General features: G+C 65.7%; 6 protein-coding genes and 1 pseudogene. 1 reads left to right on the top strand and 6 read right to left on the bottom strand.

The features are described from left to right. Positions 1 to 1,291: flavin-containing monooxygenase (locus WAN71_RS11890; RefSeq protein WP_422225519.1), on the top strand; the 1,291-nt coding region annotated here is incomplete at its 5' end. Between the two features lie 4 nt (positions 1,292 to 1,295). On the opposite strand, the gene metK is transcribed toward WAN71_RS11890, so the two are convergent. The 6 genes and pseudogenes from metK to WAN71_RS11860 all read right to left on the bottom strand — a co-directional run. Beyond that, on the bottom strand, positions 1,296 to 2,507 hold the full coding sequence (metK, locus tag WAN71_RS11885; protein WP_422225518.1) for a methionine adenosyltransferase: 1,212 nt from the start codon (positions 2,505 to 2,507) through the stop codon (positions 1,296 to 1,298). A gap of 96 nt (positions 2,508 to 2,603) precedes the next feature. Then, positions 2,604 to 3,887 (bottom strand): bifunctional phosphopantothenoylcysteine decarboxylase/phosphopantothenate--cysteine ligase CoaBC, encoded by a 1,284-nt coding sequence (gene coaBC / locus WAN71_RS11880; protein WP_422225517.1) that lies wholly within the window; start codon positions 3,885 to 3,887, stop codon positions 2,604 to 2,606. Between the two features lie 21 nt (positions 3,888 to 3,908). Next, positions 3,909 to 4,235: a DNA-directed RNA polymerase subunit omega gene (gene rpoZ / locus WAN71_RS11875; RefSeq protein ID WP_422225516.1), complete on the bottom strand. Its 327-nt coding sequence runs from the start codon at positions 4,233 to 4,235 to the stop codon at positions 3,909 to 3,911. Positions 4,236 to 4,311: 76 nt separating this feature from the next. Beyond that, entirely contained in the window at positions 4,312 to 4,938 is a 627-nt protein-coding gene (gene gmk, locus WAN71_RS11870; protein ID WP_422225515.1) for a guanylate kinase, read from the bottom strand. A 19-nt stretch (positions 4,939 to 4,957) separates the two neighbouring features. Further along, on the bottom strand, positions 4,958 to 5,275 hold the full coding sequence (gene mihF, locus WAN71_RS11865; protein ID WP_422225514.1) for an integration host factor, actinobacterial type: 318 nt from the start codon (positions 5,273 to 5,275) through the stop codon (positions 4,958 to 4,960). Between the two features lie 632 nt (positions 5,276 to 5,907). Then, positions 5,908 to 6,041, bottom strand: a pseudogene (locus tag WAN71_RS11860) (Orotidine 5'-phosphate decarboxylase); the annotation flags it as partial.

Genomic DNA, 6,041 nt, shown 5'->3' with positions numbered 1-6,041 from the left:
CTCGTTCGAACAGCTGCCGGACTGGTCGCGGACCTACGCGCCGGGCAAAGAGCTGAAGGCGTATGCCGAACATTGCGCCGACAAGTACGGGATCCGGCCGAAGATCCGGTTCAATACCAAGGTCCTCGCCGTTGAGTTCGACGACGAGCGGGCGTTGTGGCGGGTGCAGACCGATCCGGGAGGCGAAGTCACCGCCCGATTCCTGTTGAACGCCAGCGGCGTGCTCACCGTGCCCAAGCTGCCCGACATCGACGGCGTCGACTCCTTCACCGGCGCCATCATGCACACCGCGCGCTGGGATCACGACCAGGATCTGACCGGCAAGCGGGTCGCCGTGATCGGCACCGGCGCCTCAGCAGTTCAGCTGATCCCCGAGATTGCGCCGATTGTCAAAGAGCTCACGGTATTTCAGCGCACACCGATTTGGTGTTTCCCGAAGTTCGACGTGCCGCTGCCCAAACTGGCGCACTGGGCGATGCGCCTACCCGGCGCGAAGGCACTTCAGCGGCTGATCAGCCAGGCCTACGTCGAGGTGACCTTTCCCCTCCCGGCGCAGTACTTCACGGTGTACCCGCTGGCCAGATGGATGGAGTCGGTCGGCCGCGCCTATCTGCGCCGCAAGGTCCGGGATCCGGCGGTCCGCGAGCAACTCACCCCGCGGTATGCGATCGGCTGCAAACGGCCCGGCTTCCACAACACCTACCTGTCCACGTACAACCGCGACAACGTGCAACTGGTGACCGAGCCGATCGACAAGATCACCTCGTCGGCGGTGGCCACCACCGACGGCACCAGCCACGAGGTCGACGTGCTGGTGCTGGCCACCGGTTTTCACGTGTTGGACTCCGAGAGCATGCCGACCTTTGCTGTCACCGGCAGCGGCGGCCTGCCACTGACCAAGTTCTGGGACGAGCACCGGGTGCAGGCGTATGAGGGCGTGAGCGTTCCCGGCTTTCCCAACCTGTTCAGCGTGATGGGTCCGTACGGCTACGTCGGGTCATCGTTCTTCGCGCTGATCGAAGCCCAAACCCACCACATGCTGCGCTGCCTGAAGCGGGCCCGTCAGCGCGACGCCACCCGGGTCGAAATCAGCGAGGCGGCCAACGCCCGCTACTTCGCCGAGGTCATGCGCCGACGGCATCGCCAGGTGTTCTGGCAAGACAGCTGCCGGCAGGCCAACAGCTACTACTTCGACAAGAACGGCGATGTGGCGCTACGGCCCTCGACCACGTTCGAGATGTACTGGCGAAGCCGGCGCTTCGACCTCGACGACTACCGGTTCACCGGCTAGTCAGCTAAATGGCGCGCTTGAGGTCGTCGACTTTGTCGAGGCGCTCCCACGGCAGGTCGACGTCGGTGCGGCCGAAGTGCCCGTAGGCCGCAGTCTGCGCGTAGATCGGCCGCAGCAGGTCCAGGTCGCGGATGATCGCGCCGGGCCGCAGGTCGAACACCTCGGGCACGATCTTCTCGATCTTGACCGGGTCGACGATCGCGGTGCCGAACGTCTCGATGAACAGGCCCACCGGGGCGGCCTTGCCGATGGCGTAGGCCACCTGCACCTCGACCCGCTCGGCCAGGCCCGCTGCGACGATGTTCTTTGCCACCCAGCGCATCGCGTACGCGGCGGAACGGTCCACATTGGACGGATCCTTGCCGGAGAAGGCGCCGCCGCCGTGGCGGGCCCACCCGCCATAGGTGTCCACGATGATTTTGCGGCCGGTCAGGCCGGCGTCACCCATCGGGCCGCCGAGGACGAATTTCCCGGTCGGGTTGACCAGCACCCGCGTCGACGAGGAGTCCAGCGTCTCGTGGGACAGTTCCTTGAGCACGGTCTTGAGCACGTGCTGCCGGATGTCGGGATCCAGCGTCTTCTCCAGGTCGATCCCGTCGGCGTGCTGGGTAGAGACGACGACGGTGTCCAGCCGCACCGGGACGTTGTCCTCGTACTCGATGGTGACCTGCGTCTTGCCGTCCGGGCGCAGGTAGGGCAGCGTCCCGTTCTTGCGTACCTCGGTCAGCCGCCGCGCCAATCGGTGGGCCAGCGCGATCGGCAGCGGCATCAGCTCGGGGGTGTCGTTGATCGCGTAGCCGAACATCAGCCCCTGGTCGCCGGCGCCCTGCGAGTCCAGCGGGTCCGCCGCACCCTCGACTCGCGCCTCGTGGGCGGTGTCGACCCCCTGCGCGATGTCGGGCGACTGCGCCCCGATCCCGATATTAACCCCGCACGACGCGCCGTCGAAGCCCTTGTCCGACGAGTCGTAGCCGACGTCGAGGATGCGCGCGCGAACGGTGTTGGTGATGTCGGCGAAGGCCGCTTTCGCTGTCGTCGTCACCTCGCCCACCACGTGCACCTGCCCGGTGGTGACCAACGTCTCGACCGCGACACGCGAGCGCGGGTCCTCCGCCAGCAGTGCGTCGAGGACCGAGTCGCTGATCGCGTCACAGATCTTGTCGGGATGCCCCTCGGTCACCGATTCGCTAGTGAACAAACGACCGTTTTCGCTCACACCCTCATCCTTCCAAGTCACCGTGGGATTGTTAGTTAGACAAATTATATCTTCAGGCCGCCCGCCGCTTTCGGCCAGCCCTGGATGTTACGGGCGCTAGCTGGCGGAGCCACCGCCCCCGTGCAGGAACGCGACGATCGCATCCACGATACGACTGGCCATCAACGTCTTCGAGCCGTGCTGCAGCGCCGACTCGGTGCCATCGGATGCCAGCAACCAGCCGTCGTTGTTGTCCACCTCGAACGCCTTGCCATCACCAACGGCGTTGACCACCAACAGATCGCAGCCCTTACCACGCAGCTTGGCCCGAGCGTGGAACAGCACGTCACCGTTGGCGTCGCCGGTCTCGGCGGCGAAGCCGACAATGGCCCGCATGTTGGGTAGCTGCCCGGCGGCCCGGGCCTGCACCGCCGCGGCCAGCACGTCGTCGTTGCGGATCAATTCGATGGTCGGTGGTGCAGTGTCTTCTGTGGCACCCTTTTTAATCTTGGCGGTTGAGACATGCGCGGGCCGAAAATCCGCCACCGCGGCTGCCATCGCCAGTACGTGGGCATCGGGCACGTGCTTGGACACCGCGTCGGCAAGTTGTTGGGCCGAGCTGATTCGCACCACCTCGACACCGGCCGGGTCGATGAGCCCGGCGGTATGCCCCGCGATCAGCGTGACCTCGGCGCCGCGCTGAGCGGCGACCCGCGCCAGCGCGTAGCCCTGCTTGCCCGAGCTGCGGTTGCCGATGAAGCGGACCGGGTCGATCGGCTCGCGGGTGCCGCCCGCGGTCACCAGTAGCTTGACCCCGGCCAGGTCGTAGGGCATCGCGTCGTGCCGCTCCAGCAGCAGCTGGGCGAACGTGGTGATCTCCTCGGCTTCGGGTAGCCGGCCGGCGCCACTGTCGGCACCGGTGAGCCGCCCGGATGCCGGTTCCAGCACCACAGCGCCGCGCCGTCGCAGCGTGGCCACGTTGTCGACGGTGGCCGGGTGCTGCCACATCTCGGTGTGCATCGCCGGCGCGAACAGCACCGGACATCGAGCCGTCAGCAGCGTCGCGGTCAACAGGTCGTCAGCACGACCGTGTACCGCCCGGGCCAGCAGGTCGGCGGTGGCGGGAGCGACGACGACCAGATCGGCGCCCTGGCCGATGGCGACGTGCGGCACCTGGGGAACGTCCTCGAAGACACCGGTCTGTACCGGCTCACCGGAGAGGGCCTCGAAGGTGGCAGCGCCGACGAAGCGCAGGGCGGATTCGGTGGGGATGACGCGGACCTGGTGGCCCGACTCGGTCAGTTGGCGAACGACGGTGCAGGCCTTGTATGCGGCGATACCCCCGGAGACGCCGACGATGATCCGCTTGCGGTCCGTCCGCTTGTCAGCCGAGAGGCTCATCACAAGCCCGCGTCGATCCCGCTACTCGCCTTCGGTGTGCTCGAGCAGGTCGGCGTGGATCTCACGCATGGCGATCGACAGCGGCTTCTCTTGAAGCCCCGGCTCGACCAGCGGGCCGACGTATTCGAGGATGCCCTCACCGAGCTGGTTGTAGTAATCGTTGATCTGCCGAGCCCGCTTCGCCGCGTAGATCACCAGGGCGTACTTGCTGGAAACGCGCTCGAGCAGCTCGTCGATGGGCGGGTTGGTGATGCCCAACGGCGTGTCATACGCACCGATCCCGCCCGCTGCCGGATCGAACTGATCGGGGACGGCGGCTAATGACGCGTCGGTCTGCGAGTTACTCACTTAAGACGTTCTCCTTGGTGGCGTTGAACCTAGAAAGCGTTGTGCGACGAAATCGTGAATCGAGTCTGATGGCGGATCACGCCGTACCCGGCGCTGTTGCCACCAGCAAGGATACCAATTCTGCGCATGCCGTCGCCAATTGACTGTTTACCACGACCTCGTCGAAGTCCTTTTGGGCCGCGAGTTCGGTACGGGCGGTGGTGAGCCGACGTTCGATCACCTCGGGCGTCTCAGTCCCCCGGCCGACCAGCCGGGCCTCCAAGGCCTCCCAGCTCGGCGGGGCCAGAAACACGCTGATCGCTTCCGGCATCGCATGTTTGATCGCGTGGGCACCGGCCAGATCAACCTCGATGAGCACCGGGTGCCCGGCGGCGGTGGCCTCGCGGACCGGCCGGGCCAAGGTGCCCGACCGGTGCAGTCCGCTGTGGATCTCGGCCCATTCCAGCAAGTCGCCTTCGTCGATCAGCTGCTGGAAGCGGGCGGGGGTGACGAAGTGATAGTCGACACCGTCGACTTCACCCGGGCGCGGCGCTCGAGTGGTCGCTGAAACGCTGAAAACCAGATCGGGAATCCGCTCCCGCAGGCAGCGGACCAGCGTCGACTTTCCTACCGCGGATGGACCGGACAGCACCACCACGCGTCCTGCGGCCTTAGCCCCAAGACGTTTGGCGCAGCCACCGTCCGGTCCCCCGTCGGCGCTCACCGACTCTCCTAGAGGGCGATTAGGAGAAGTCGAACTTTTCCAGCAATGCCTTGCGCTGGCGATCGCCGAGCCCACGCAGGCGGCGGGTCGGGGCGATCTCGAGCTCGGTCATGATTTCCTGCGCCTTGACCTTGCCAACCTTCGGCAACGCCTCCAGCAGCGCAGAAACCTTCATCTTGCCCAAGACCTCGTTGGTCTCGGCATCGTGCAGCACCTGCTTGAGATTGGTGCCGCCGCGCTTCAGCCGATCCTTGAGCTCAGCTCGCGCTCGGCGTGCGGCGGCAGCCTTTTCCAAAGCGGCTGCGCGCTGCTCGTCGGTCAACTGGGGAAGAGCCACAATTCCTCCGTCTCAATCACTAATCGACAGCTATCGATCTTTGTTTGTCTCAGCTGGTGTAGTCCAGCCAGCGGAGACGACCGTACCCACGCTGCCAGATGAAATCTAACCCGCCCCCCTGGTTGAAGCCACAAAGGCCCAGCGTGTGGCACCGAGATGGGGTATCTCAAGTCGCCGTCGGCCGAGGTTGTGCAGCTGTGCCGGACGTATCGGCTCGAGCCGGAGAAAATAGCCTCTACCAGCGGTTTTGATGAGCTGTCCAGGCCGGCGAGTCGCCTCACGGACAAGCCCCGGCACCGCCTGAAAAGCACAAACTGCGCCGATTGCGCATGTCACGGCGTGTCGCGCGTGTCGTGCGGAATCCGCGGCGCTGCCCGACGCAGGTTTGGTTCTCGTTGGCCATTCACTCTGCCAACATGAGCCACACCAGCATCGGTAACCAACCATGACGTCGCTTTTGAAAGCGATGCGCATGCGATATCACGTCGCGACAGCCTGGCTCAGCAGGGGTACTGATATCGCCCGCGTCATCAAACTGAAAAAGGGGCTAGTCCTTCAGACGGTTACTACTGGGGCCGCTGAGTCTGATGAGGCACAGGGGTCGACGCACCGGGCCGATTGCGGGTCATCCGTTAACCGGCTAGGTAGGCGACCGCGTCACGCATCCGCTCAGCGGCCGCTCGCAGCGCCGCAATGTCGGGACCGGCCCGCAACACTTCGCGCGACACCGCGGGCAGGAGCTGGCCGGGCGCGGCCCCCCCCAGGC

It is taken from the genome of Mycobacterium sp. (genome assembly GCF_049280035.1).
GTDB lineage: Bacteria > Actinomycetota > Actinomycetes > Mycobacteriales > Mycobacteriaceae > Mycobacterium.
This window is presented reverse-complemented; position numbering and strand designations above follow the sequence as displayed.

Excerpts from the sequence above, each read along its gene's own strand:
- coaBC (WP_422225517.1), bottom strand. The coding sequence starts at position 3,887 with ATGAGCCTCTCGGCTGACAAGCGGACGGACCGCAAGCGGATCATCGTC.